Source organism: Pantoea sp. EKM101V (assembly GCF_011800325.1).
In the GTDB taxonomy this organism is placed as follows: domain Bacteria; phylum Pseudomonadota; class Gammaproteobacteria; order Enterobacterales; family Enterobacteriaceae; genus Pantoea; species Pantoea anthophila.
Genome location: NZ_JAALFP010000016.1, coordinates 38,784 through 65,372 on the forward strand (window position 1 = coordinate 38,784; position 26,589 = coordinate 65,372).

At 59.5% G+C, this 26,589-nt stretch carries 23 protein-coding genes; 19 read left to right on the plus strand and 4 right to left on the minus strand.

Annotated elements, in window-relative coordinates; all coding sequences use genetic code 11:
* Nucleotides 1-21: 21 nt before the first annotated feature.
* Both HFD92_RS19680 and HFD92_RS19685 read right to left on the minus strand, forming a co-directional pair.
* Nucleotides 22-306: a YciI family protein gene (locus tag HFD92_RS19680; RefSeq protein WP_009086949.1), complete on the minus strand. Its 285-nt coding sequence runs from the start codon at nucleotides 304-306 to the stop codon at nucleotides 22-24.
* Nucleotides 307-315: 9 nt separating this feature from the next.
* On the minus strand, nucleotides 316-1,335 hold the full coding sequence (locus HFD92_RS19685; protein WP_167429536.1) for an aminopeptidase: 1,020 nt from the start codon (nucleotides 1,333-1,335) through the stop codon (nucleotides 316-318).
* A gap of 365 nt (nucleotides 1,336-1,700) precedes the next feature.
* Here HFD92_RS19685 and cysG point away from each other — a divergent pair, with 365 nt between their 5' ends.
* The 13 genes from cysG to rpoS all read left to right on the plus strand — a co-directional run bounded on the left by cysG (nucleotide 1,701) and on the right by rpoS (nucleotide 13,072).
* On the plus strand, nucleotides 1,701-3,116 hold the full coding sequence (cysG, locus tag HFD92_RS19690) for a siroheme synthase CysG (protein WP_167429537.1): 1,416 nt from the start codon (nucleotides 1,701-1,703) through the stop codon (nucleotides 3,114-3,116).
* Between the two features lie 9 nt (nucleotides 3,117-3,125).
* Nucleotides 3,126-4,034: a sulfate adenylyltransferase subunit CysD gene (gene cysD, locus HFD92_RS19695; protein WP_009086943.1), complete on the plus strand. Its 909-nt coding sequence runs from the start codon at nucleotides 3,126-3,128 to the stop codon at nucleotides 4,032-4,034.
* Nucleotides 4,035-4,045: 11 nt separating this feature from the next.
* Nucleotides 4,046-5,473, plus strand: a complete 1,428-nt coding sequence (cysN, locus tag HFD92_RS19700) for a sulfate adenylyltransferase subunit CysN (protein WP_167429538.1) — start codon at nucleotides 4,046-4,048, stop codon at nucleotides 5,471-5,473.
* Complete coding sequence (gene cysC / locus HFD92_RS19705; protein ID WP_046102454.1) at nucleotides 5,473-6,078, plus strand: adenylyl-sulfate kinase; 606 nt, start codon at nucleotides 5,473-5,475, stop codon at nucleotides 6,076-6,078. Before cysN ends, cysC begins: the two co-directional genes overlap by 1 nt.
* Before the next feature lie 54 nt (nucleotides 6,079-6,132).
* Nucleotides 6,133-6,453: a DUF3561 family protein gene (locus HFD92_RS19710; protein WP_140925056.1), complete on the plus strand. Its 321-nt coding sequence runs from the start codon at nucleotides 6,133-6,135 to the stop codon at nucleotides 6,451-6,453.
* Nucleotides 6,454-6,629: 176 nt separating this feature from the next.
* Nucleotides 6,630-6,947 carry a cell division protein FtsB gene (gene ftsB / locus HFD92_RS19715; RefSeq protein WP_009086936.1) on the plus strand — a complete coding sequence of 106 codons (318 nt, stop codon included), beginning with the start codon at nucleotides 6,630-6,632 and terminating at the stop codon, nucleotides 6,945-6,947.
* 3 nt (nucleotides 6,948-6,950) lie between these two features.
* Nucleotides 6,951-7,667 (plus strand): 2-C-methyl-D-erythritol 4-phosphate cytidylyltransferase, encoded by a 717-nt coding sequence (gene ispD, locus HFD92_RS19720; protein ID WP_058958443.1) that lies wholly within the window; start codon nucleotides 6,951-6,953, stop codon nucleotides 7,665-7,667.
* On the plus strand, nucleotides 7,667-8,149 hold the full coding sequence (ispF, locus tag HFD92_RS19725; protein ID WP_009086933.1) for a 2-C-methyl-D-erythritol 2,4-cyclodiphosphate synthase: 483 nt from the start codon (nucleotides 7,667-7,669) through the stop codon (nucleotides 8,147-8,149). Before ispD ends, ispF begins: the two co-directional genes overlap by 1 nt.
* Entirely contained in the window at nucleotides 8,146-9,186 is a 1,041-nt protein-coding gene (truD, locus tag HFD92_RS19730; RefSeq protein ID WP_167429539.1) for a tRNA pseudouridine(13) synthase TruD, read from the plus strand. The genes ispF and truD overlap by 4 nt, the downstream gene beginning before the upstream one ends.
* 191 nt (nucleotides 9,187-9,377) lie before the next feature.
* Entirely contained in the window at nucleotides 9,378-10,139 is a 762-nt protein-coding gene (gene surE / locus HFD92_RS19735) for a 5'/3'-nucleotidase SurE (RefSeq protein WP_009086929.1), read from the plus strand.
* Nucleotides 10,133-10,759, plus strand: coding sequence for a protein-L-isoaspartate(D-aspartate) O-methyltransferase (locus tag HFD92_RS19740; protein WP_009086927.1), 627 nt, complete (start codon nucleotides 10,133-10,135; stop codon nucleotides 10,757-10,759). Before surE ends, HFD92_RS19740 begins: the two co-directional genes overlap by 7 nt.
* A 162-nt stretch (nucleotides 10,760-10,921) precedes the next feature.
* Entirely contained in the window at nucleotides 10,922-12,022 is a 1,101-nt protein-coding gene (gene nlpD, locus HFD92_RS19745; RefSeq protein WP_167429540.1) for a murein hydrolase activator NlpD, read from the plus strand.
* 57 nt (nucleotides 12,023-12,079) lie between these two features.
* Nucleotides 12,080-13,072: an RNA polymerase sigma factor RpoS gene (rpoS, locus tag HFD92_RS19750; protein ID WP_009086923.1), complete on the plus strand. Its 993-nt coding sequence runs from the start codon at nucleotides 12,080-12,082 to the stop codon at nucleotides 13,070-13,072.
* 120 nt (nucleotides 13,073-13,192) lie between these two features.
* On the opposite strand, the gene mutS is transcribed toward rpoS, so the two are convergent.
* Nucleotides 13,193-15,754, minus strand: a complete 2,562-nt coding sequence (gene mutS, locus HFD92_RS19755) for a DNA mismatch repair protein MutS (protein ID WP_009086921.1) — start codon at nucleotides 15,752-15,754, stop codon at nucleotides 13,193-13,195.
* 585 nt (nucleotides 15,755-16,339) lie between these two features.
* Between mutS and HFD92_RS19760 the strand changes: the two genes are divergently transcribed.
* Nucleotides 16,340-17,263 (plus strand): amidohydrolase family protein, encoded by a 924-nt coding sequence (locus tag HFD92_RS19760; RefSeq protein WP_167429541.1) that lies wholly within the window; start codon nucleotides 16,340-16,342, stop codon nucleotides 17,261-17,263.
* Nucleotides 17,264-17,289: 26 nt separating this feature from the next.
* On the opposite strand, the gene narL is transcribed toward HFD92_RS19760, so the two are convergent.
* Entirely contained in the window at nucleotides 17,290-17,940 is a 651-nt protein-coding gene (gene narL / locus HFD92_RS19765; protein WP_111208205.1) for a two-component system response regulator NarL, read from the minus strand.
* A 313-nt stretch (nucleotides 17,941-18,253) separates the two neighbouring features.
* Here narL and HFD92_RS19770 point away from each other — a divergent pair, with 313 nt between their 5' ends.
* From HFD92_RS19770 to narI, 5 genes are all read left to right on the plus strand, one after another.
* Nucleotides 18,254-19,648: a NarK family nitrate/nitrite MFS transporter gene (locus tag HFD92_RS19770; protein WP_140925067.1), complete on the plus strand. Its 1,395-nt coding sequence runs from the start codon at nucleotides 18,254-18,256 to the stop codon at nucleotides 19,646-19,648.
* A 99-nt stretch (nucleotides 19,649-19,747) separates the two neighbouring features.
* A complete protein-coding gene (locus HFD92_RS19775) occupies nucleotides 19,748-23,509 on the plus strand; it encodes a nitrate reductase subunit alpha (protein ID WP_167429542.1) in 3,762 nt (1,253 codons plus the stop codon).
* Complete coding sequence (gene narH / locus HFD92_RS19780) at nucleotides 23,506-25,050, plus strand: nitrate reductase subunit beta (RefSeq protein WP_167429543.1); 1,545 nt, start codon at nucleotides 23,506-23,508, stop codon at nucleotides 25,048-25,050. Before HFD92_RS19775 ends, narH begins: the two co-directional genes overlap by 4 nt.
* Nucleotides 25,047-25,775 carry a nitrate reductase molybdenum cofactor assembly chaperone gene (gene narJ, locus HFD92_RS19785; RefSeq protein ID WP_167429544.1) on the plus strand — a complete coding sequence of 243 codons (729 nt, stop codon included), beginning with the start codon at nucleotides 25,047-25,049 and terminating at the stop codon, nucleotides 25,773-25,775. Before narH ends, narJ begins: the two co-directional genes overlap by 4 nt.
* Nucleotides 25,772-26,449 carry a respiratory nitrate reductase subunit gamma gene (gene narI / locus HFD92_RS19790; protein WP_046102444.1) on the plus strand — a complete coding sequence of 226 codons (678 nt, stop codon included), beginning with the start codon at nucleotides 25,772-25,774 and terminating at the stop codon, nucleotides 26,447-26,449. Before narJ ends, narI begins: the two co-directional genes overlap by 4 nt.
* Nucleotides 26,450-26,589 lie beyond the last annotated feature (140 nt).

Genomic DNA, 26,589 nt, shown 5'->3' on the forward strand with positions numbered 1-26,589 from the left:
GAAGGGCGTCACTGCCCGGTCTCAGACGCCGGTTAAGCCACTGAAGGCTTCCGCTGCCCGCGTTACATTCACCTTTGTCACCTCATACTGCGCCACGGCGACAAAAGGATCTTCCGCTAAGATCGCCTCCAGCCGTTCACGCTCAATATCCCTCACCAGCAGCATGCCGCCGGTGCGCGGATCTTTACGTCCCGCCGCAATAAAAATGTCCGCGTCAAAATAGCGATTGAGCCAGTCGATATGGCCAGCCAGCAGGGTTTCAACTTCCTCTACCGGACGAATGTAATTCAGAAAGACGACGTACATGTCAGATCCTCACACGTTGGGATTGGTCAGTTCTCTGAGCAGCGGCAGCAGCACGCTGACACTGTCATGGGTTCGCCGGGCTATCTGACCCGGCAGCCAGCGGTCAAGGTAGTTCAGATTATCCAGGTCAGTCTGATGGAGGGTGACGCCATCGGGAAAGTGGCGGCTGCGGTGACGCTGCAGCGCGCCATCTTTATTTCCCAGCGTCCAGTTACTGGCGGTCACATCCAGCAGCGGAAAGCCCGCCCTGTCAAAGGCATTCAGCCCGCTGACATCTTTGCGGGTCAGCTGATGACTGGCGGCGGGAATGCCGAGCTGGCGGGCCAGCAGCAGCGCCCGATCGCTGGTCTGCTTGCGTACCGCCCGGGGCGTATTCATGCCGCTGTTAAAATAGAGGTGATCGCCGGTGATCAGGCTGTTGAGATCGATGACCAGCAGGGTGTTCTTCTTCTCACGCGCGCTCATCCGCTCCACGTAGTCATCCATGCCGTGCAGATCGGCTTCTCCGGCGCTCAATGCCACAAAGCGGACGCCATAGTGCAGCGGTTTCTGACTCAGCTGCTGCGCCAGTTCCAGCATCACGCCCAGCCCTGAGGCGTTATCATCCACCCCCTGCAGACGCAGGCCGCCCAGATTGCGGTGAACCTGGGCGCTGTTCAGCGGCGTCCAGGTATCCAGATGGGCCACGATCAGGATCTCCTGCGGCACGCTGCCGGCGCGTGCGGCAATGACCGAGGTGGCGGTCAGCTTGTGCCAGCGCCGCGAGCCATCCTCTTCCTGCCAGTTGTAACCGGTGTTGAACTGGCGGGTATTGGTCTGATAACCCAGCGCGGTAAATTGCTGCTGCAGATAGTCAGCCGCCATCAGCTCGGCCGGGCTGCCGCTCATCCGGCCCGGGAAAAAGGTGGCGATGTGCCGGACCTGCTGCTCGGCAAACTGGCCGGGCGGCGTGGCCAGTGCCAGTGCCAGCGGGGAGAGGAGTGCGCCAGACAAAAGAGTGGCAACCCTCAGACGGAGGGAACAAAACATAGTGCATCCTTTTTTTTATTTGTCCGGAGCGGGCCTGTACAGGGGTCAGGGCCGCTCATGCCGGGCGTATTATACGCTTTTTGTTCCGCAATCCTGTTAGTGGAATCGGGCGCTGTCGCCTCCGGCACAGAGAGGCAGACCTTTGCGCTGGCACTTATCTGCTTTTGCAGCGCAGCAGGTGCGGAGGAATCTGTGAGCCTGTTCACGAAAAAGCCATTACATTTCATCTGTTAAGATCAAATTATTCTGTGCTTTGCGACACCGTTATTCCATTCGGTAACTACTCATTCCAATTCGTAATTTCATCTGGATAAACTCAGCGACGTATAGTCCCGTTAATACAAAGTTAAAACATCAGGGTTAACGTGGACTATTTGCCTCTTTTTGCCGATCTCTCTGGCCGCCCGGTTCTGGTTGTCGGCGGTGGAGATATTGCGGCGCGAAAAATTGAACTGCTGCGTCGCGCCCGCGCGCGCGTTCAGATCGCCTCTCGTGAACTCTGCCCGGAACTGCAGGAACTGCTGGATAAGCAGGAGCTGGAGTGGGTGGCGACCGAATTTGATCCGGCTCAGCTGGATGGCGTTTTCCTGGTGATTGCTGCCACCGACGATAACCATCTCAACACCCAGGTTTTTGAAGCCGCTAACGCGCGGCATAAGCTGGTTAACGTGGTCGACGACCAGCCAAAATGCACCTTTATCTTCCCGTCGATTGTTGACCGCTCACCGCTGGTAGTAGCGATCTCCTCCAGCGGCACCGCGCCGGTACTGGCACGCATGCTGCGCGAAAAAATCGAAACGCTGCTGCCCGCCAGTCTGGGTCAGATGGCGGAGGTAGCCGGACTCTGGCGCGATAAGGTCAAACAGCGCTTCAGCCGCATGTCCGATCGTCGGCGTTTCTGGGAGCGGGCCTTCGACGGTCTGTTCGCCAGTCAGATGTCCGCCGGTAACGTCGAAGAGGCGAAGCGCACGCTGGATCGTGAACTGCTGGAAGAGCCAACCCGTCAGGGCGAGATCTTTCTGGTCGGTGCCGGGCCGGGCGACAGCGGCCTGCTGACGCTGCGTGGCCTGCAGGTAATGCAGTTAGCCGATGTGGTGCTCTATGACCATCTGGTCAGCGAAGAGGTGCTGGACCTGGTGCGTCGTGACGCCGACCGCATCTGCGTCGGTAAACGCGCCAGCGCGCATACGTTGCCGCAGGAAGAGATTAATCAGTTGATGGTTTCACTGGCGCTGAAAGGTAAGCGCGTTGTCCGCCTCAAGGGCGGCGATCCCTTTATCTTTGGCCGCGGCGGCGAAGAGCTGCAGGCGGCACAGCAGGCGGGCGTGCCGTTCCAGGTGGTGCCGGGCGTCACCGCGGCTGCCGGTGCGACGGCCTATGCCGGGATTCCGCTGACCCACCGCGATTATGCCCAGAGCGTGATGTTTATTACCGGTCACTGCCGTCCCGATGGCGATGATATTGACTGGCCATCGCTGGCGCGTGCGCGTCAGACGCTGGCGATCTACATGGGCACGGTTAAAGCGGCTGCTATCAGCGCGGCGCTGATTCAGCATGGTCGTGCACCATCAACGCCAGTGGCGGTGATCAGTCGCGGCACCCGTCAGGATCAGCAGGTGCTGACCGGCACCTTAGAACACCTTGAGGCGCTGGCCGCCTCGGCACCTACTCCGGCGCTGCTGGTGATCGGAGAGGTGGTTAATCTGCACGGGCAACTCGCCTGGTTTAAACATTCAGCACAGCAGGGGGCTCGCGAGTCCGCCGTTGTCAATCTGGCTTGAGGGAAAATCATGGACCAAAAACGACTCACTCATCTGCGTCAGCTGGAGGCGGAGAGCATCCATATCATTCGCGAAGTGGCTGCAGAGTTCAGCAACCCGGTGATGATGTACTCCATCGGCAAAGACTCTTCGGTCATGCTGCACCTGGCACGCAAAGCGTTCTATCCGGGCACGCTGCCGTTTCCGTTGCTGCATGTGGACACCGGCTGGAAATTCCGCGAGATGTATGAATTTCGTGACCGCACCGTGAAAGCGATGGGTGCCGAGCTGATCGTTCACCGCAACCCGGAAGGGGTGGCGATGGGCATTAACCCGTTTGTCCACGGCAGCGCCAAACACACCGATATCATGAAAACGGAAGGGCTGAAGCAGGCCCTGGACAAATATGGTTTTGACGCGGCCTTCGGCGGCGCACGTCGCGATGAAGAGAAGTCGCGCGCCAAAGAGCGTATCTACTCGTTCCGTGACCGCTTCCATCGCTGGGATCCGAAAAACCAGCGTCCTGAGCTGTGGCACAACTACAATGGTCAGATCAACAAGGGCGAAAGCATCCGCGTTTTTCCGCTGTCGAACTGGACCGAACTGGATATCTGGCAGTACATCTTCCTGGAAAACATCGAGATCGTGCCGCTCTATCTCGCCGCGCCGCGTCCGGTGCTGGAGCGTGACGGCATGCTGATGATGATTGATGACGATCGTATCAATCTGCAGCCGGGTGAAGAGATCACCCAACGGATGGTCCGTTTCCGTACCCTCGGCTGCTGGCCGCTGACCGGCGCAGTAGAGTCCGAAGCGCAGACGCTGCCGGAGATCATCGAAGAGATGCTGGTGTCCACCACCAGTGAGCGTCAGGGCCGCATGATCGACCGCGACCAGTCCGGTTCGATGGAACTGAAAAAACGCCAGGGTTATTTCTAAGGAGACGCCAGATGAATACCGTAATTGCACAACAGATTGCCGACCAGGGCGGCGTTGAAGCCTGGCTGACCGCTCAGCAACACAAGAGCCTGCTGCGTTTTCTGACCTGCGGCAGCGTGGACGATGGAAAAAGTACCCTGATTGGGCGTCTGCTGCACGACACCCGTCAGATCTATGAAGACCAGCTCTCTTCACTGCACAACGACAGCAAACGTCACGGCACCCAGGGCGAGAAGCTCGATCTGGCGCTGCTGGTGGACGGTCTGCAGGCGGAGCGTGAGCAGGGCATTACCATCGACGTGGCCTACCGCTACTTCTCGACCGAAAAGCGTAAATTCATTATTGCCGACACGCCGGGCCATGAGCAGTACACCCGCAACATGGCGACCGGGGCGTCTACCTGCGACCTGGCGATCCTGCTGATCGACGCGCGAAAAGGCGTGCTGGATCAGACCCGTCGTCACAGCTTTATCTCGACGCTGCTGGGCATTAAGAACCTGGTGGTGGCGATTAATAAGATGGATCTGGTGGACTACAGTCAGGAGCGCTTCGAGGCGATCAAACAGGATTATCTCGATTTCGCCGCCCAGCTGCCGGACGATCTCGACATCCGCTTTGTGCCGATGTCGGCGCTGGAAGGGGATAACGTTGCGACGGCCAGCCAGACCATGCCGTGGTACACCGGCCCGACGCTACTGGACGTGCTGGAGACCGTGGAGCTGAAGCGCGTTGTCGACCATCAGCCGATGCGTTTCCCGGTGCAGTATGTGAACCGTCCTAACCTCGATTTCCGTGGCTATGCCGGTACCCTGGCGTCAGGCAGCGTGCAGGTGGGTCAGCGCGTTAAAGTGCTGCCGTCTGGCGTGGAGTCGACGATTGCCCGCATTGTGACCTTTGATGGCGATCTGCAGGACGCGGGAGCAGGGGAGGCGATTACCCTGGTGCTGCAGGATGAGATTGATATCAGCCGTGGCGATCTGCTGGTGGACGCCAGCGAAACGCTGACGGCGGTGCAGTCGGCCAGCGTAGACGTGGTGTGGATGGCGGAGCAGCCGCTGCAGGCGGGTCAGAGCTACGATCTGAAAATCGCCGGTAAGAAAACCCGTGGCCGGGTCGAAAAGGTGCTGCACCAGGTCGACATCAACTCGCTGGCGACCCATCAGGTCGATGCGCTACCGCTGAACGGAATCGGTCGCATTGAGATCGTCTTCAATGAACCGATGGTGCTCGACAGCTATCAGCAGAACCCGGTGACCGGCGGCATGATCTTTATCGATCGCCTGAGCAACGTCACGGTCGGGGCGGGCATGATCCATCAGCCCAACCAGGATGTGCCGGCCAGTACAGGTGAATTCAGCGCCTTTGAGCTGGAACTGAATGCGCTGGTGCGCCGTCACTTCCCACACTGGAACGCGCGCGATCTGCTGGGCGGTCAATAATGGCGCAGCACGACGACAACGTGGTGTGGCATGACCATCCGGTCACCCGCGCGGCACGCGAACAGCAGCACGGCCATCAGGGCGTGGTGCTGTGGTTCACCGGGCTGTCGGGCTCGGGGAAATCCACGGTCGCCGGTGCGCTGGAGCAGGCGCTGCACCGCATCGGTGTCAGCACCTATCTGCTGGATGGGGATAATGTGCGTCACGGCCTGTGCCGTGACCTCGGTTTCAGCGATGACGACCGTAAAGAGAATATCCGTCGGGTCGGCGAAGTGGCGAAACTGATGGTGGATGCCGGATTAGTGGTGCTCACCGCCTTTATTTCACCGCATCGCGCCGAGCGGCAGATGGTGCGCGATCTGCTGGAACCGGGACAGTTTATCGAGGTGTTTGTCGATACGCCGTTAGCGGTGTGCGAGGCGCGCGATCCTAAAGGGTTATACCGCAAAGCCCGTGCCGGAGAACTGCGAAACTTCACCGGCATCGACAGCGTTTACGAAGCCCCGGAGAGCCCGGAAATTCAGCTGGATGGCGAACAATTGGTTACAAAACTGGCCGCCCAATTGTTAGACCTGCTGCGTGACCGCGATATCATCAGATCCTGAAGAGACAGCGGCAAATCGTCTCTGATTTGCCGCCCTCGCACCAACAGGATGCCTATGCAGAACATAACCCCACTGCTCGCTCGTAAAGATGACACCACCCCGGATGAGCCGCGCTCACTGCTGCCGGGCTGCGTGATCGGCTTTCTCGCTTACTGGTGTGCGCTGGCGATCCCGTTCCTGCTGTTCGGCTCCAACACGCTGTTTTTCTTTCTTTATACCTGGCCATTCTTTCTGGCGCTGCTGCCGGTTGCGGTGGTCGCCGGTATTGCCCTGAATACCCTGCTCAGCGGACAGTGGCTCTGGACCGCACTCGCCACCGTGATTCTGGTGGTCTCTCTCTTCTGGTTAATGTTCTCTTTTCTCTCCGGCTGGTAAGCGCTGATGCCCCTGCGCTGATGTGCAAACGCATCGGCCGGTTACAAATCTTTTCCCCCTGGAATCGCTGCTGATTCATATTTTGTGCAGACGCGCGGCAAAGCGCGCCATTTTCTCCGCTGGTGTGGAGTCCTGTGCAAAGTTATGGGATGATTGGGCCGTTTTAAGGGGGCGGGATGGGAAAACTGACGTTACTGTTACTGGTGCTGCTCGGCTGGCTGCAATATTCATTGTGGCTGGGGAAAAATGGCATCCACGACTATACGCGCGTCAATGATGATGTCGCGGTGCAACAGGCTAACAATGCCAAACTGAAATCGCGCAACGATCAGCTGTTTGCCGAAATTGATGACCTCAATGGCGGCTCGGAAGCGATCGAGGAGCGTGCACGCAATGAGCTGGGCATGATTAAGCCCGGTGAGACCTTCTATCGTCTGGTGCCTGACCAGAACAAACGCAACGCGCAACAATCAGCGCAAAACCAACAACGATAAAACATGAATACTCTGGCCTCCCTTGCGGATGTGATTGCCGTGGTGCCCGCGGCCGGGATCGGCAGCCGCATGCAGGCAACCTGTCCTAAGCAGTATCTGACGATTGGTCAGCACACCCTTCTGGAACACAGCATTGCACGTCTGTTTTCCCATCCTGCCATTAAACAGGTTATTGTCGCCCTCAGTCCCGACGATCAGCACTTCGCCTCACTGCCGCTGGCGCGCGATCCGCGCGTGCTCAGGGTTACCGGCGGAGAGACCCGCGCCGAATCGGTGCTGGCTGGCCTGCAGGCCGCGCAGGGTTCCGCGTGGGTTCTGGTTCACGATGCTGCCCGTCCCTGTCTGCATCCCGACGACCTGCAGCAGCTGCTCAACGTGCGCGAACAGAGCCACGTCGGCGGGATTCTGGCCGCACCGGTGCGCGACACCATGAAACGTGGCGAGCCGGGCAAAGCCGCGGTGGCCCACACGGTAGAGCGTGACGATCTCTGGCACGCCTTAACCCCCCAGTTTTTCCCGCATGCGCTGCTGACAGCCTGCCTGACGCGGGCACTGACCGAGGGCGCAACCATTACGGATGAGGCCTCGGCGCTGGAGTATTGCGGCTACCATCCGCTGCTGGTCAGCGGACGCAGTGATAACATCAAAGTCACCCGGCCAGAAGATCTGGCGCTGGCGGCTTTTTATCTGAGTCAGATTCAATTAAAGGAGAGCGCATGATGCGTATCGGTCACGGTTTTGACGTTCACGCCTTTGGCGGAGAGGGTCCGTTAGTGATTGGCGGTGTGCGGATCCCGTTTGAGCAGGGGTTTATCGCCCATTCCGATGGTGATGTGGCGCTGCATGCGCTGACGGATGCGCTGCTGGGCGCGGTCGCCATGGGCGATATTGGCAAGCTGTTTCCGGATACCGATCCCGCGTTTAAAGGCGCGGACAGCCGCGGCCTGCTGCGCGAGGCCTGGCGTCGTATCGAAGCCAAAGGCTATCGCATCGGTAACGTGGATGTCACCCTGATTGCCCAGGCGCCGAAAATGCTGCCGCATGTGCCGCAGATGCGCATCAACATCGCGGAGGATCTGGGATGTCACATGGATGCGGTCAATGTCAAAGCCACCACGACCGAAAAGCTGGGCTTTACCGGGCGCGGTGAAGGGATCGCCTGCGAAGCGGTGGCCCTGCTGCTGAAAGCCGACACTCAATGACGCTTCACTATCTGCACGGCACGCCCGTTGCCACCGGCGTCATCAAAGCCAGCCCGGAAGATTTTGTAGTGGTTGAAGATCTCGGTTATGGCCCGGATGGGGAAGGTGAGCATCTGCTGGTGCGCATCCGTAAAGTGGGCGCGAATACCCGCTTCGTGGCGGAGGCGCTGGCGAAATATCTCGGTGTGCATCAGCGTGACATGAGCTATGCCGGGATGAAAGATCGCCATGCCGTGACGGAGCAGACGCTCTGTTTACGTCTGCCGGGGAATGCGATGCCCGATCTGCGCGGTTTTGCGCTGGAGGGGGTTGAGATCCTGCAGGCGGTACGCCACAAGCGCAAGCTGCGCACCGGCGCGCTGGCCGGAAATGCGTTCCGGCTGGTCATCCGCCAGATCAGTGACCGTGAGGCGGTTGAGACGCGCCTGACGCAGATTCGTGACGCGGGTGTGCCGAACTATTTCGGTGAGCAGCGTTTCGGGCGCGGCGGCAATAACCTGGTGATCGCAGAGAAGTGGGCGCGTAACGAGATTATCCTGCGCGATCGCAACAAGCGCAGCCTGATGCTCTCTGCCGCGCGCAGTGCGCTGTTTAATCAGGTGACCAGTGCGCGTCTGGCGCAGCAGGGTGGCCTGAGTCAGGTCCTTAACGGCGATGCCCTGCAGCTGACCGGGCGAGGCAGCTGGTTTGTTGCGCAGCCGGATGAGCTGGAAGCGTGCCAGCGTCGGGTTGAACAGCATGAACTGCGCATCACCGCGCCGCTGCCGGGGCGGGGCGAGCCGGGTCCGCAGGCGGATGCGCTGGCTTTTGAAGAGCAGGTGCTGGCTGGCGAAACCCTGCTGACCGGCCTGATTGAGCGCGAACGGGTGGATGCCGCACGCCGTGCCATGCTGGTCGTGCCGCGCGATCTGCGCTGGAGCTGGTGGGATGAGGTGACGCTGGAGCTGACGTTCTGGCTGCCCGCAGGCAGCTTCGCCACCAGCGTCGTCAGAGAACTGCTGGTTCAGGCCGACGCGTCCGATCAGATTGATGAGTAATCTTCGCCGCAACCTGACCCGCTGTGTGGGGAATGTTGCGGCAACCCCCCTCTGCTGTGTGATTTACGCCTACCACTTCCTTGCGTGCCTCGCTAGAATGCAAAAATCGCCGCCCATTCCTCACCTGTTGCCATGCCGTTCAGACAGGTTCAGTCGCGGCGACCAGTCGAATAAAAAAAGGTCAGAACGAAATGCGGATATTGCTCAGCAACGATGACGGCATTCATGCGCCAGGTATTCAGACTCTGGCGAAAGCCCTGCGGCAGATTGCTGACGTGCAGGTGGTTGCCCCCGATCGTAACCGAAGCGGTGCGTCAAACTCGCTCACCCTGGAAACGCCCCTGCGAACGTTCACCCATGAAAACGGCGATATCGCGGTGCAGATGGGTACCCCGACCGACTGTGTCTATCTGGGGGTGAATGCCCTGATGCAGCCGCGGCCCGATATTGTGGTGTCAGGCATCAATGCCGGTCCCAACCTGGGGGATGATGTGATTTACTCCGGTACAGTCGCGGCGGCGATGGAGGGGAGACACCTGGGCTTACCGGCGATCGCCGTTTCGCTCAATGGTCATCAGCACTACGAGACAGCCGCGGCGGTGACCTGTGCGCTTCTCCGGGCGCTGACGCATGAGCCGCTGCGCACCGGTCGCATTCTCAATATCAACGTGCCCGATCTGCCGCTCTCCGAACTCCGGGGCATTCGCGTGACGCGCTGTGGCAGCCGCCATCCGGCCGATCAGGTGATTGCGCAGCAGGACCCGCGCGGCAATACCCTCTACTGGATTGGCCCGCCGGGTGAAAAACTGGATGCCGGGCCGGATACGGACTTCGCCGCCGTGGATCAGGGTTATGTCTCTGTCACCGCGCTGCACGTCGATTTAACGGCGCACAGTGCACAGGAGGTGCTCAGCGACTGGCTGGCGAAAGCTGAGGTGAATCTGGCATGGTGAATCGGCGTATTGAGACGTTGCTGTCACAACTGCGTCAGCAGGGCATCCATGACGAAAACCTGCTGAAAGCCATCAGCGAGGTGCCACGCGAACGCTTTATCGATGAGGCGTTCGAGCACAAGGCCTGGGACAATGTCGCCCTGCCTATCGGCTCCGGTCAGACCATCTCACAGCCTTACATGGTAGCGCGGATGACCGCGCTGCTCGGGCTGAATCCCCATTCGCGGGTGCTGGAAATCGGCACCGGTTCGGGTTATCAGACCGCCATTCTGGCCCACCTGGTTGATCACGTCTATTCCGTGGAGCGGATTAAAGGGCTGCAGTGGCAGGCCAAGCGCCGGCTGAAACAGCTCGATCTGCACAATGTCTCCACCCGCCATGGCGACGGCTGGCAGGGCTGGCCATCCCGAGGCCCGTTCGATGCGATTATCGTCACGGCGGCCCCGCCGGAAATTCCGATTGCGCTGATAGCGCAGCTGGCAGAAGGCGGCATTATGGTGCTGCCGGTGGGGGAAGATCAGCAGGTACTGAAACGGCTGCGTCGTCAGGGAAAAGAGGTGACGGAAGAGACCATCGAGCCGGTGCGTTTTGTTCCGCTGGTGCAGGGCGACCTGGCCTGACCCTCTACGTATTTCTTCACAACTGTTTCATGGCACCACGTACCTGATGTTGTTACTATCCGGTTTACCTAACGAAAACACAGCTTTTATCGCGTCACGCAGAGCATTCTGCTGGCAGATACAGTGAAACAGATAGATCAGAGTTGCCATCACGGGGGATTAATGAGCACGGGAAGCACACTTTTTCAGTTACGCCGTCTGGCGGCGCTTTCACTGGTAGGTTTCTGGCTGGCAGGCTGCAGCTCCAGCGACAACTCGCAGGCGCCCATCAGTCGCGTGGGCGACAATGGCGGCATGAACAGCAGCCCGTCTGACACAGGCATGGTTTCGGGCGGCGTACCTGCCACACCTGCCCAGGGACAAATGTTAAGCACAAATTCAGGATCTGCTCCCCGTAGCGGTGGAATGATTAGTACCAGCGATAATGTTGAGACACAAAATGGCCGGATTGTGTACAACCGCAGTTATCAGAATATTCCAAAGGGCAGTTACTCCGGTGAAACATATACCGTTAAGCGCGGTGACACATTGTTTTACATTGCCTGGATTACCGGCAACGACTTCCGCGATTTAGCCCAGCGCAACAACGTTCCGGCGCCCTATAGCCTGAATGTGGGGCAAACGCTGCAGATTGGAAATGGGTCAGGTCAGCCGATTACGGGCGGAAATCCCATTACCGTTGCTGATGCAACGCAGAGCGGTGTTCCGGCGTCGCCACAAATTAAAGCGCCTGTTGTTGCACAGCAACCTGTTATTACGTATTCTGATGATTCGGGTAATTCGGGTGGCAGCAAATTGTTGCCTTCGAAAGGAGCAAATGTTGCAACGACAACAGCTCCAGTCGTTACCGCCCCCCCAACGGTGAGCAGTACCACCAACAGTTCAACGCCGGTCGGAAGCTGGCGCTGGCCGACCGATGGGAAGATTATCGATAACTTCTCTGCCGCCGAAGGTGGCAATAAAGGGATCGATATCGCCGGAACGCGCGGACAATCTGTCGTTTCCACCGCATCAGGACGCGTGGTTTACGCAGGTAACGCACTCCGGGGGTACGGTAATTTAATCATCATTAAACACAACGATGATTACCTGAGTGCCTACGCCCACAACGATACAATGCTGGTTCGGGAACAACAGGAAGTTAAGGCGGGGCAGAAGATCGCTACCATGGGTAGCACCGGAACCAGTTCAGTCAGATTACATTTTGAAATTCGTTACAAGGGGAAATCCGTAAACCCGTTGCGTTATTTACCGCAGCGATAATCCGGCAGAACAGACCCTTTTTATGTTCTGCCCTGGAATCACGGGTAGGAGCCGCTTATGAGCCAGAATACGCTGAAAGTAAACGAGTTACATGAGAACGCGGAATTCGATGAGAACGGAGCTGAAATTTTTGACGAGAAAGCACTCGTTGAAAACGAAGCCAGTGATAGCGACGTAGCGGAAGAAGAGTTGCTATCACAGGGTGCGACGCAGCGTGTTTTAGATGCGACGCAGCTCTATCTTGGGGAGATTGGCTATTCTCCGTTGTTAACGGCAGAGGAAGAAGTTTTCTTCGCTCGCCGTGCATTGCGGGGTGATATTCCTTCCCGTCGCCGTATGATCGAAAGTAACTTACGCCTGGTGGTGAAAATCGCCCGTCGTTACAGCAATCGTGGTTTAGCCCTGCTGGACCTGATTGAAGAAGGTAACCTCGGCCTGATTCGCGCCGTTGAGAAATTTGACCCGGAGCGCGGGTTCCGTTTCTCAACGTACGCCACCTGGTGGATTCGTCAGACCATTGAACGGGCGATCATGAATCAAACCCGTACTATCCGTCTGCCGATTCACATTGTTAAAGAACTGAACGTTTATCTGCGTACTGCGCGTGAACTGTCCCACAAGCTCGACCATGAGCCGAGTGCGGAAGAGATCGCGGAGCAGCTTGATAAACCGGTTGATGACGTAAGCCGTATGTTGCGTCTCAACGAACGCATTACCTCGGTTGACACGCCATTAGGCGGGGATTCTGAAAAAGCGCTGCTGGATATTCTGGCCGATGAGAAAGACAACGGCCCGGAAGACACCACGCAGGACGATGACATGAAACAAAGCATCGTCAAATGGCTGTTCGAACTGAACGCCAAGCAGCGTGAAGTGCTGGCACGTCGTTTCGGCCTGTTGGGCTATGAAGCGGCAACGCTTGAGGATGTCGGCCGTGAAATCGGCTTAACCCGTGAGCGTGTCCGTCAGATTCAGGTTGAAGGTTTGCGCCGTCTGCGCGAAATCCTGCAGGCGCAGGGCCTCAACATTGAAGCACTGTTTCGTGAATAACTGATCTGAGCTTGAATGCGAAAAGCGGTGGTGAAAACCACCGCTTTTTTTATGCCTGCAGAAAAAGTCAGGCAGAAACGTAGCGGGCCGGTCCGCGCTTTCACGCGGCACGGCGAACCTTCAGACCAGCGACTTAAGGCGATAGATCCAGTCGAGCGCCTGACGCGGCGTCAGCGTATCCGGGTCCAGCGCCTCCAGGGCTTCTACCGCCGGAGAGGTCTCTTCAACCAGCAGCGGCAGCTGAGAACCATCGACCGTCGATGAGGCGGAGTGACTGGAGACGGTCTCCAGCTCTTTCAGCTTGCTGCGCGCGCGTCTGATGACCTCTTTGGGCACCCCCGCCAGCGCTGCCACGGCCAGACCATAGCTCTTGCTGGCGGCCCCCTCCTGCACGCTGTGCATAAAGGCGATGGTGTCACCGTGCTCCACCGCGTCCAGGTGAACGTTGACCACGCCCTCCATTTTCTCCGGCAGGGTGGTCAGCTCGAAGTAATGGGTCGCGAACAGCGTCATCGCCTTGATGCGGTTGGCCAGGTTTTCGGCACAGGCCCAGGCCAGCGATAAGCCGTCGTAGGTGGAGGTACCGCGTCCAATCTCATCCATCAGCACCAGACTGTTTTCGGTGGCGTTGTGCAGGATATTGGCGGTTTCGGTCATCTCCACCATAAAGGTCGAGCGTCCGGAAGCGAGATCGTCAGCGGCACCCACGCGGGTGAAGATGCGATCCAGCGGGCCAATCAGCGTCTCATCGGCGGGAACAAAACTGCCAATCCAGGCCATCAGCGCAATCAGCGCCGCCTGACGCATATAGGTACTTTTACCGCCCATGTTCGGACCGGTGATGATCAGCATTCTGCGCTGGGGGGCCAGGGAGAGCGGGTTCGCAATAAACGGCTCTTTCAGCACCTGTTCGACCACCGGATGGCGACCGCCGCTGATTTTAATCCCGGCTTTATCCTGCAACACCGGCCGGCAGTAGTTCAGCGTCCAGGCACGCTCGGCCAGATTGCTCAGCACATCCAGCTCTGCCAGCGCCGCGGCACTCAGCTGCAACGCTTCAAGATGCGGCAGCAGCTGATCGAACAGCGCCTCATAGAGGCTTTTTTCCAGCGACAGCGCTTTCCCCTTCGAGGTCAGTACTTTGTCTTCGTACTCTTTCAGCTCCGGGATAATGTAGCGTTCCGCATTTTTCAGGGTCTGACGACGGACATAGTGCATCGGCACCTGATGGCTCTGCGCGCGGCTTACCTGGATGAAGTAGCCGTGTACGCCGTTAAAGCCAACTTTGAGGGTATCCAGCCCCAGCTTCTCGCGTTCGCGAATCTCCAGCCTGTCGAGATAGTCCGTTGCACCATCGGCCAGCGCACGCCACTCATCCAGCTCGGCGTTGTAACCGGGGGCAATCACGCCGCCGTCGCGGATCAGCACCGGCGGGGAGTCGATGATCGCCTGCTCCAGCAGCTCACGCAGCGCGGCGAACTCGCCCATCTGGGTGCGCAGCTTCTGCAGCTGTGGCGCTTCAACATCGGCCAGCAGCTGGTTAAGCTCCGGCAGCTGCTGAAAAGCGTGCCGCATGCGGGCCAGATCGCGCGGACGGGCGGTTCGCAGCGCCAGGCGGGCCAGGATTCGTTCCAGATCGCCGACCTGACGCAACACCGGCTGAAGCACCTCACTGAGAGGCTGCAGTTCTGCAATCGACTCCTGACGCTGGGTGATCGTGCGCACGTCGCGCAGCGGCATATGCAGCCAGCGTTTGAGCATGCGGCTTCCCATCGGGGTGACCGTTTTGTCCAGCACGGCCGCCAGGGTGTTGTCGGTGCCGCCTGCCAGGTTCTGGGTGATCTCCAGATTACGGCGGGTGGCCGCGTCCATAATGATGCTGTCCTGCTGCCGCTCCATGCTCAGCGAGCGGATGTGCGGCAGGGTGGTGCGCTGGGTATCTTTGGCATACTGCAGCAGACAGCCCGCCGCACTCAGTCCGAGCTGCGCATTCTCCACGCCAAACCCGTTAAGGTCACGGGTGCCGAACTGCAGATTGAGCTGCTGCCGGGCGGTGTCGATCTCAAACTCCCACAGCGGACGGCGGCGCAGGCCACGACGCTGATCGATCAGTGACATCGCCTGGAAATCTTCAGGGTAGAGCAGCTCGGCCGGGTTGGTGCGCTGCAGCTCTGCCGCCATAGTTTCGGCATCGGCAGGTTCGCTGAGGCGAAAACGGCCCGAGCTGATGTCGAGCGTGGCATAGCCAAACCCCCGCGGACTTTGCACAATCGCCGCCAGCAGGTTGTCGTGTCGCTCCTGCAACAGCGCCTCATCGCTGATGGTTCCCGGCGTAACGATACGCACCACTTTGCGCTCAACCGGACCTTTGCTCAGCGCCGGGTCACCGATCTGCTCGCAGATCGCCACGGATTCGCCCAACTGCACCAGCTTAGCCAGATACCCTTCAACCGCATGATAGGGTACACCGGCCATCGGAATCGGTTCACCCGCCGACGCGCCGCGCTTGGTCAGCGAAATCTCCAGCAGCTGTGAGGCACGTTTCGCGTCGTCATAAAACAGCTCGTAGAAGTCACCCATACGGTAAAACAGCAGAATGTCAGGGTGCTCGGCCTTGAGGCGCAGGTACTGCTGCATCATTGGCGTGTGAGAAGGAAAGTCCTTTTCGGTTGGCTCTTGCATAAGGTTTTAACTCATCTTTGATGCGGTAAATTTCTGGCGGTCAACGCCCATGAAACCGAAAGGGATTCCAGGCGCGCGGGATAATCAGATGATAACGAATAGGGCAGGGCATATGCCAGCCTGATGCGCAGACCGTGAACCTGACCGGCCAGGAGCCATCCTGGCAAATGGCAGGGCGGCTGGCGACAGAAAAGTGTCACTTTTGCACTCTCTGATGTGCTGCTGCGAGGCGGCTCGCGATTTCTGACAGGATAGCGCACCGGGGGATTGCCGATCAGGCGGCTGCGCGCGGAGCGTGCGGTTCACCGGCAGGGTCGCGCGGATTAAAGGAAATCAGTCCGCCGTGCCCGCCTGAAAAAGAGACACCGGTCAAAGAAGCGGCACGCACATCTGCACCCGGCGGACAAAAGTGGTTGAATCAACGGGTTACATTTTCAGCGCGCAAAATTTGCCCGGCGCAGTCAGGTCAGCATAACGCCGTCATAGCGGCGACCGGGAGAGTTTGCCGGGATGATGACGTCGCGCTCAGGATGGAACGGAAAGTCTGGATAACGGCTTTAATGACCTTAATTATCAGGAGGATAAATGTCACTAACCCGTCGGCATTTCTTACACTCAGGCGCGGCGCTGGCTTTCGCGGCGACGTTTCCCGCTTTCGCAAACGTGCCTTACAGTTCGGGCGAGAAAAAACCTCAGCTGATTCCACCGCCAGGCAGCGTCGATTGCCATATGCATCTGTACGACAGCCGCTGTCCTGCCGTGCCTGGCACAAAACTGATGAACCCGGCGAACGCTTCACTGGAAGACTATCGGAAGCTTCAGCAGAGACTGGGCATCAACCGGATGGTGATTGTCACGCCCTCCCGCTACGGAACCGATAACAGCGTCCTGCTGAATGGCCTGGCGGCGAGCGGGGGAAATGCGCGCGGCGTGGTGGTGCTGGATTCGTCGGTCACCGATGATGAACTGCAGAAGCTGCATCAGGCGGGCGTCAGGGGGATCCGGTTCAATCTGCGTTACAGCGCGGTTAACCTCGATGATATGGAGAAGTTAGCAGCACGCGTGAATCCCCTGAACTGGCATATTCAGGTGGTGACCTCTGGTAAACATTTAACCGAACTGGAAAGCCGGCTGCAAAAACTCCCGACCCCGGTGGTGATCGATCATATGGGGCACGTGCCGCAGCCGGAGGGCATTACGTCGCCGGTGTTTACCACGCTGCAGCGGATGCTGGATGGCGGGAAAAGCTGGATAAAACTCTCCGGGGTTTATATCGACTCCTTAACCGGCGCGCCGGGCTATAACGATGTGACGCCGGTGGCACAGAAGCTGGTACAGATTAACCCGGAACGGCTGCTGTGGGGCAGCGACTGGCCGCACCCGACCGAACCGGACAGCCATAAGCCGGACGATGCGGTGTTACTCGATCTGATGCAGGTCTGGGCGCCGGAGAGCCGGGATCGGCAGAGAATACTGCGTGATAATCCCGTTAAGCTCTATGACTTCTGACGCATCATTTACATCTGGTCGCCAGGTCAGTTCAGCCCGTGCTGCAGCGCCCAGACCGCGGCTTCCAGCCGGGATTTAAGGTTCATCTTCTTCAGCAGATATTTGACGTGGACCTTAACGGTGCTTTCGCTGATGGCCAGCTTACGGGCGATCGCTTTATTGGTCATCCCGTCGCTGATCAGCTGCAGGATTTCGCGTTCGCGTCGGGTCAGCTGCGTGATGTCACGCGGCCGGGCAGGCCGGGCGTCGCGCAGCCGGGTGACCAGCATCGGCGTTAACGCCTCGCTCAGCACGATCTGACCGGCGGCCGCCTGATGCAGGGCTTTCAGCAACGCTTCCGGCTCCATATCCTTCAGCAGATAGCCATCGGCGCCGCGCTGCAGTGCGCTGACGACATCCTCTTCCTCATCCGACACGCTGAACACCACCACCCGCCCGGAGAGGGGGGCTTCGCGCAGTCGGGTCAGGGTATCCAGCCCATTCAGTCCCGGCATATTCAGATCCAGCAGGATCAGGTCAGGATCGTGCTGCTGCGCCAGCGCCACGCCCTGCGCACCGTTTCCCGCCTCGGCAACCACCTGCAGTCTCTCATCCAGCGCGATTAGCTGCTTCAGCCCGTTGCGCAGCATGGGGTGGTCGTCGATCAATAAAAGCGTAAATGTCTCTGCCGTCACCATGACTCCTGTTCCTGTCGCCGCTGCCCGTCCGGATCGGGTGTGGGCCTATCTTACCGGTGAGGCGGGGGCGCTATATACCCCCAAAGGACTACTCCTTTATTTCCATTTTTACCTCTTCCCGGCACGCCATTTTCAGTGCAGCCGATTAACCCTATGATTTGCAATGACTCTCTGCTGCCTCTCCGCTACTTATCCCGGCTGAGACAGGATGACCACGCCCGGATAACCTGCATTGCCGTTGATTTGTATCAAGCAAGCGGGCAGGGCGGATACGCAGGATATGCCCCATTATTCTTCTGCTGATGAGAGAGTCATGACCCAATCTGCCCCTTTGCAAACCCCGACGCGCGGCGCACCGATCCAGGAGTGGCAACCGGAAAATGCGGCCTTCTGGCAGGCGCGGGGTAAACGCATCGCCAGCCGCAACCTCTGGATCTCTGTCTTCTGTCTGCTGTTGAGCTTCTGTGTCTGGATGCTGTTCAGCACCGTCGCGGTTAACCTGAATAAGGTCGGCTTCCGCTTCAGTACCGAACAGCTCTTTCTGCTGACCGCGCTGCCGTCGGTCTCCGGCGCGCTGTTGCGTGTGCCTTACTCATTTGTAATTCCCGTCTTTGGCGGACGCCGCTGGACCGCCTTCAGCACCGGCATCCTGATCGTCCCCTGTCTGTGGCTCGGTTTTGCAGTGAGGGACAGCCAGACCTCCTTCGCCACCTTTATGGCGATCGCTCTGCTGTGCGGTTTCGGGGGAGCGAACTTCGCCTCCAGCATGGGCAATATCAGCTTCTTCTTTCCCAAAGCCCGTCAGGGCGGCGCGCTGGGCATCAATGGCGGCCTGGGGAATCTCGGCGTCAGCGTTATGCAGTTTGTTGCCCCGCTGGCGATCTCCTGCGCCATTTTTGGTTTTGCCGATGGGGGGCAAGTCACCGCGAGCGGCGATAGCCTCTGGCTGGAAAATGCGGCCTGGATCTGGGTGCCGTTTCTGGCCATCGGCACGCTGGCCGCCTGGCTGGGGATGAACGATCTGGCGGCAGCGAAATCCTCGCTGCGCGAACAGCTGCCGGTGCTGAAACGTCCGCACCTCTGGATCATGGCGCTGCTCTATCTGGCGACCTTCGGCTCCTTTATCGGCTTTTCGGCCGGTTTCGCCATGCTGACAAAGACGCAGTTTCCCGGCGTGGTGATTATGCACTACGCCTTTTTTGGCCCGCTGATTGGCGCACTGGCGCGCTCAGCAGGCGGCATGATCTCGGATCGCTTCGGCGGGACCCGCGTCACCCTGATCAACTACGTGCTGATGGCACTGTTTGCTGCACTGCTGTTCCTCACGCTGCCGGGAGCCGGCCATCAGGGATCGTTCGTCGCCTTCTTCGCCCTGTTTATGGGCCTGTTCCTCACTTCCGGCCTCGGCAGCGGTTCCACCTACCAGATGATTGCCGTGATCTTCCGCCGGCTGACGCTGGAACGCATCAAAGCCGAAGGCGGTGACGAGGCGCTGGCACAGCGGGAAGCCGCCACAGAAACCTCCGCGGCGCTTGGCTTTATCTCCGCTATCGGCGCGCTGGGCGGCTTCTTTATTCCGCAGACCTTTGGCCTCTCGCTTGCCATGACCGGCTCTCCGGCCGGGGCGATGAAAATCTTTCTGGTTTTCTACCTCTGCTGTATCGCCGTCACCTGGCGGGTCTACGGACGAAAAGCGCGCGCCGGATAACGACAACGCCGGTGTGGCGCACCGGCACCCCCTTTATTTTCTGCAGCAGCACGCATGCAGAGTGAGCAATGTGACACCAGGCCTTCAGGAGCCTTCCGGATGAGCAAATTTCTCGATCGATTTCGCTATTTCAAACAGCTGGCTGAGCCCTTTTCCGGCCAGCATGGTCAGACGCTGAACAGCAACCGTGACTGGGAAGATGGCTACCGCAGTCGCTGGCAGCACGATAAAGTCGTGCGCTCCACCCACGGCGTTAACTGCACCGGCTCGTGCAGCTGGAAAATCTACGTCAAAAACGGCCTGGTCACCTGGGAGACCCAGCAGACTGACTACCCCCGCACCCGTCCCGACCTGCCGAACCATGAACCGCGCGGCTGTCCACGCGGTGCCAGCTACTCCTGGTATCTCTACAGCGCCAACCGTCTGAAATATCCGCTGATGCGTAAGACGCTGATCCAGCTCTGGCGCGAGGCGAAGGCGCAGCATAGCGATCCGGTAGAGGCCTGGGCCTCCATCATCCGCGATCCGGAAAAAGCGCGCAGCTATAAACAGGCGCGCGGACGCGGCGGGTTTGTGCGATCCAGCTGGCAGGAGGTGAATGAGCTGATTGCCGCCGCGAACATCTGCACGGCCAAAACCTACGGCCCTGATCGCGTGGTCGGCTTCTCGCCGATTCCGGCCATGTCGATGGTCTCCTATGCCGCCGGGGCGCGTTACCTGTCGTTAATTGGCGGCACCTGCCTGAGCTTCTATGACTGGTATTGTGACCTGCCACCGGCCTCACCGATGACCTGGGGCGAGCAGACAGACGTGCCGGAATCCGCCGACTGGTATAACGCTTCCTACATCATTGCCTGGGGCTCAAACGTGCCACAGACCCGCACCCCGGATGCGCACTTCTTTACCGAAGTCCGCTACAAGGGGACGAAAACCGTGGCGATCACCCCGGACTATGCCGAAGTCGCCAAGCTGTGCGACCAGTGGCTGAGTCCGAAGCAGGGCACCGACAGCGCGATGGCGCTGGCGATGGGCCACGTGATGCTGAAAGAGTTTCACCTCGACCGTGATGTCCCCTATTTCCGCGACTATGTGCGCCGCTACACCGACATGCCGATGCTGGTACTGCTGGAGCCGCGCGAAGGCGGATTTTATGCCGCGGGTCGCCAGCTGCGCGCCAGCGATCTGGTCGATGGGCTGGGTCAGAAAAACAACCCGGAATGGAAAACGGTGGCGCTGGATCAGACCACCGGCGATCTGGTGGCCCCTCAGGGCGCGATCGGTTTCCGCTGGGGCGAAAAAGGGAAATGGAATCTGGAGCAGCGCGATGGCCTGTCGCAAAAAGAGGTGGAGCTGCAGCTGAGTCTGCTCGGCAGCCACGATGAGGTGGTCGAGGTCGGTTTCCCTTACTTCGGCGGCATCACCAGCGACCATTTTAACAGCGTGGCGCTGGATGAGATCCTGCTGCATAAGCTGCCGGTCAGACGCCTGACGCTGGCAGATGGCAGCGAAGCCCGGGTCGCCAGCGTCTACGATCTGACCCTGGCGAACTACGGGCTGGATCGCGGTCTGGGCGATGCTCACTGCGCGCAAAACTATGATGAGATCAAAGCCTACAGTCCCGCCTGGGCGGAGCAGATCACCGGCGTCTCCCGGCAGAACATCATCCGCCTCGCGCGCGAGTTTGCCGGGAACGCGGAGAAAACCCACGGACGTTCAATGATCATTGTCGGTGCCGGTATGAACCACTGGTATCACATGGACATGAACTACCGGGGACTGATGAACCTGCTGATTTTCTGCGGCTGCGTCGGTCAGAGCGGCGGAGGCTGGGCGCATTACGTTGGTCAGGAGAAACTCCGTCCGCAGACCGGCTGGGCTCCGCTGGCCTTTGGCCTCGACTGGCAGCGTCCGCCACGCCAGATGAACAGCACCTCTTTCTTTTACAACCACTCCAGCCAGTGGCGCTATGAAACCCTGGCGACCGAAGAACTGCTCTCACCGCTGGCCGATAAAAGCCGCTTCAGCGGCAGCCTGATCGACCTTAACGTCCGCTCCGAACGCATGGGCTGGCTGCCTTCCGCGCCGCAGCTTAACGTCAACCCGCTGCACATCGCCGCCCGGGCCAGCGCCGCCGGGCAGTCGGTGATTGACTATACCGTGGCGAGCCTGAAGCAGGGCACCCTGCGCTTTGCCGCTGAACAGCCGGACGATCCGCAGAACTTTCCGCGAAACCTGTTTGTCTGGCGCTCTAACCTGCTTGGCTCGTCAGGGAAAGGGCATGAGTACATGCTGAAGTATCTGCTCGGCACCGAAAACGGCATTCAGGGAAAAGATTTAGGCCAGCAGGGGCGCGTGAAGCCGGAGGAGGTCGAATGGCAGGCGCAGGGCGCCGAAGGAAAACTGGATCTGGTGGTGACCCTCGATTTCCGTATGTCGAGCACCTGCCTCTACTCCGACGTGGTGCTGCCGACCGCCACCTGGTATGAAAAAGACGACATGAATACGTCGGATATGCATCCGTTTATTCATCCGCTTTCGGCGGCGGTCGACCCCGCCTGGGAGTCAAAAAGTGACTGGGAGATCTACAAAGGCATCGCCAAAGCCTTCTCCGACCTCTGCCCCGGTCATTTAGGCGTTGAAACGGATGTGGTGACGCTGCCGGTGCTGCACGACTCGCCTGCCGAACTGGCGCAGCCGTTTGAAGTCAGAGAGTGGAAAAAAGGGGAGTGCGATCTGATCCCCGGTAAAACGGCACCGCACATCATGGTGGTGGAGCGTGACTATCCGGCGACCTGGGCGCGCTTTACCACGCTGGGGCCACTGCTGGAGGCGCAGGGCAACGGCGGCAAAGGGATTAGCTGGAACACCTGCAAAGAGGTCGATCTCCTGAAGCAGCTGAACTATGTCAAAGCGGATGGCCCGGCTGCGGGACGGCCCAATATCGACACGGCCATTGATGCGGCCGAGGTGATTCTGGCGCTGGCGCCGGAAACCAACGGTCAGGTGGCGGTAAAAGCCTGGCAGGCGCTGGGCGCGATAACCGGTCGCGATCACACTCACCTGGCGCTGAACAAAGAAGATGAGAAGATCCGCTTCCGCGATATCCAGGCGCAGCCGCGCAAAATCATCTCCAGCCCGACCTGGTCAGGGCTGGAAGATGAGCATGTCTCCTACAACGCCTGCTACACCAACGTTCATGAACTGATCCCGTGGCGCACCCTGAGTGGCCGTCAGCAGCTCTATCAGGACCATGAGTGGATGCGCGCCTTCGGCGAAAGCCTGATGGTCTACCGTCCGCCGATTGACACCCGGGCAGCGAAGCCGTTGCTCAACAGTAAACCCAACGGCAACCCGGAGAAGGCGCTGAATTTCCTGACGCCGCATCAGAAGTGGGGCATTCACTCCACCTACAGCGACAACCTGCTGATGCTGACCCTGTCGCGCGGCGGCCCGATTGTCTGGATGAGTGAAGAGGATGCCCGCGAACTGGGCATTGCGGATAACGACTGGATCGAGGCGTTCAACGCCAACGGTGCCCTGACCGCCCGCGCGGTGGTGAGCCAGCGCATCCCGGCCGGTATGACCATGATGTATCACGCTCAGGAACGCATCGTGAATATCCCCGGTTCGGAGATCACCCGCCAGCGCGGGGGGATCCACAACTCCGTGACCCGGGCCTGCCCGAAACCGACCCATATGATCGGCGGCTACGCCCAGCTCTCCTGGGGCTTTAACTACTACGGCACCGTCGGGTCGAACCGCGATGAGTTCGTGGTGGTGAGAAAAATGAATAACGTTGACTGGTTAGACGGGGAAGGCCACGACGCCTGCCAGGGCGGCCAGCAGGAGGTGAAACCATGAAAATTCGCTCACAGGTCGGCATGGTGCTGAACCTCGACAAATGTATCGGCTGCCACACCTGCTCGGTGACCTGCAAAAACGTCTGGACCAGCCGCGAGGGGATGGAATACGCCTGGTTTAACAACGTCGAGAGCAAGCCCGGCGTCGGCTATCCGCACGCCTGGGAAGATCAGCAGAAGTGGAAAGGGGGCTGGATCCGGAAGATCAACGGCAGGCTGGAGCCGCGCATGGGCAGCCGTGTCGGGCTGCTGTCGAAGATCTTTGCTAACCCGGACGTGCCCGCGCTGGATGATTACTACGAGCCGTTCGATTTCGACTACCAGCATCTGCACAATGCACCCGCCGGAAAACAGCAGCCGATCGCCCGCCCGCGCTCGCTGATCACCGGTCAGCGGATGAAAAAGATCGAGAATGGCCCGAACTGGGAGGAGATCCTCGGCGGCGAGTTTGCGAAGCGCTCGCAGGATAAGAACTTCGATAACATCCAGAAGGCGATCTATGGGCAGTTTGAGCACACCTTCATGATGTACCTGCCGCGCCTCTGTGAGCATTGCCTCAACCCGGCCTGCGTGGCAACCTGTCCCAGCGGCGCTATCTACAAGCGTGGCGAAGATGGCATCGTGCTGATCGATCAGGATAAATGCCGCGGCTGGCGCATGTGCCTCACCGGCTGTCCCTACAAGAAGATCTACTTCAACTGGAAAAGCGGCAAATCTGAGAAGTGCATCTTCTGTTATCCACGCATTGAATCGGGCCAGCCGACCGTCTGTTCGGAAACCTGTGTTGGCCGGATCCGCTATCTCGGCGTGCTGCTCTATGACGCTGATCGCATTGAACAGGCGGCCTCAGCGGAAAACGAAAAAGATCTCTACCAGCGTCAGCTGGATATCTTCCTTGATCCGCGCGATCCGGCAGTGATCGCCCAGGCGCTGAAAGATGGCGTGGCGCAGAGCGTGATCGACGCGGCGCAGCGTTCGCCGGTCTACAAAATGGCGATGGAGTGGAAGCTGGCGCTGCCGCTGCATCCGGAATACCGCACGCTGCCGATGGTCTGGTATGTGCCGCCGCTGTCACCGATTCAGTCGGCAGTGGATGGCGGTGCACTGGCTCACACTGGCGTGCTGCCGGATGTGGAGAGTCTGCGCATCCCGGTTGAGTATCTGGCCAACCTGCTGACCGCAGGCGACACCGCGCCGGTGCTGCGGGCACTGAAACGGATGCTGGCGATGCGCCACTACAAACGCGCTGAGAGCGTGGAAGGGCAGCGCGATAGCCGGGCGCTGGAACAGGTCGGCCTGACCGGGGCGCAGGCGCAGGAGATGTACCGCTATCTGGCGATCGCCAACTACGAAGATCGTTTTGTGGTGCCTTCCAGCCATCGCGAGCTGGCGCGTGAAGCCTTCCCGGAAAGTAAAGGCTGCGGCTTTAGCTTTGGCGATGGCTGCCACGGCAGCGACAGCCGGTTCAATCTGTTTAACAGCCGTCGCATTGATGCCATCGACATCGCCAGTCAGACCCGCCTCCAGGAGGATGCCTCATGATGACGTTACGGATGCTGTCACGGCTGCTGGATTACCCGGACGAGGCGCTGTTTGCTCATCACTCTGAACTGATCGCGGCGCTGGACGCGGCAGAGGAACTTGATCTGCCGCAGCGGGCAGGGCTGCAGCAGTTTATTCAGCAGCTCTGTGCGCGGCCACTGCTGGATGCGCAGGCGGACTACTGCGCCCTGTTTGATCGCGGCCGCGCCACCTCGCTGCTGCTGTTTGAGCATGTGCATGGCGAATCCCGCGATCGCGGTCAGGCGATGGTCGATCTGCTGGCGCACTACCGGGCCGCCGGTCTGGAGCTGGACAGTAAGGAGCTGCCCGACTTTCTGCCGCTCTATCTGGAGTATCTCGCCTGTCAAAGCGACGAGGCGGCGCGTCAGGGACTGGAGGATATCGTGCCGATTCTGGCTCTGCTGGCGGCGCGTCTGGAAGCGCGCCAGAGTCCTTATGCCGACCTTTTCACGCTATTACTGACGCTGGCGGGCAGCGCGGCTGACCCGGCCACCCTCCGGCCGCAGGTGGCGAAGGAAGCGCGTGACGACACTCCGGCGGCGCTGGATGCGGTCTGGGAAGAGGAGCAGATCAAATTTCTCGGCGAGCAGGGCTGTGCCTCAGCGCAGCAGGCGATGCATCAGCGTCGCTTCGCCGATGCGGTCGCGCCGCACTATCTGGATATTGCCGCGGCGACGGCACGCCGCACAGGAGAATCAGCATGAATGTTCTGAACACTTTCTTCTTCGATATTTACCCCTATCTTGCCGGAACGGTTTTCCTGGTGGGGAGCTGGCTGCGCTATGACTACGGGCAGTACAGCTGGCGGGCCGGTTCCAGTCAGATGCTGGATAAAAAGGGGATGCGGCTCGCCTCTAACCTGTTCCACATCGGCATTATCGGCATCTTCTTCGGGCATTTCGTCGGGATGCTGACGCCGCACTGGATGTATGAGTCGTTTCTGCCGATCGACGTGAAGCAGAAGCTGGCGATGGTGGCGGGTGGCCTGTTCGGGGCGATGACGCTGGCCGGGGGAGCGCTGCTGCTGAAGCGTCGTCTGACCCATCCGCGGGTGCGGGCGACCAGCAGCGTCGGCGATATTCTGATCCTGACCCTGCTGGTGGTGCAGGCCACGCTGGGCCTGCTGACCATTCCATTCTCTGCTCAGCATATGGATGGCAGTGAAATGATGAAGCTGGTGGGCTGGGCACAGGCGGTGGTGACTTTCCACGGCGGTGCTTCACAGCATCTGGCCGGGGTGGCAGTGATCTACCGCGTCCATATGGTGCTGGGGATGACCCTGTTCCTGCTGTTCCCCTTCTGCCGGCTGGTGCATATCTGGAGCGCACCGGTTGAGTACCTGACCCGGCGCTATCAGCTGGTCAGAAACCGTCGCTGAATGCTGAGCCGCCGCGGGGGCAGGGCAGCCCTGCGGCGGTTTTCACCGGCGTCAGCCTTGACGTTTTTTTAAGATTTTGCCCTGTATGTCGCTGCGCTGAACGTCTACTATTACCGCATCTGATTTTACCCCCTCGTTTA